Annotated in this window: 1 protein-coding gene; it reads left to right on the top strand. The window is 57.3% G+C overall.

Annotated elements, in window-relative coordinates:
* On the top strand, positions 1-232 hold a 232-nt coding region (locus R0J92_RS26235; protein WP_411053846.1), incomplete at its 5' end, for a peptidogalycan biosysnthesis protein.
* Positions 233-239: the final 7 nt, after the last annotated feature.

The raw sequence follows: 239 nt of genomic DNA, 5'->3' as shown, positions 1-239 counted from the left end.
CTGCTATTACCAGGGGATTGAGCACTGCCTAGCTAAGGGGCTAACGCTCTTCGACCCGGGCACCCAGGGCGAGCATAAGCTGGTCAGGGGCTTTGCACCACAGCGGGTGCGTTCGCTGCACTATTTAGCGCATCCTGGGCTTGCTGCTGGCGTGGCGCAGTTTTGTCATGAAGAGGGCGTTCATATCATGGCTTATCGCCGCGCCGCCGAGGATGCTTTACCGTTTAAATAATTCCCAC

Source organism: Tritonibacter sp. SIMBA_163, assembly GCF_046535935.1.
GTDB classification, from domain to species: Bacteria; Pseudomonadota; Alphaproteobacteria; order Rhodobacterales; family Rhodobacteraceae; genus Epibacterium; species Epibacterium scottomollicae.
Note: the sequence above shows the minus strand (reverse complement) of the source record. Positions and strands in the feature narration are given on the sequence as shown.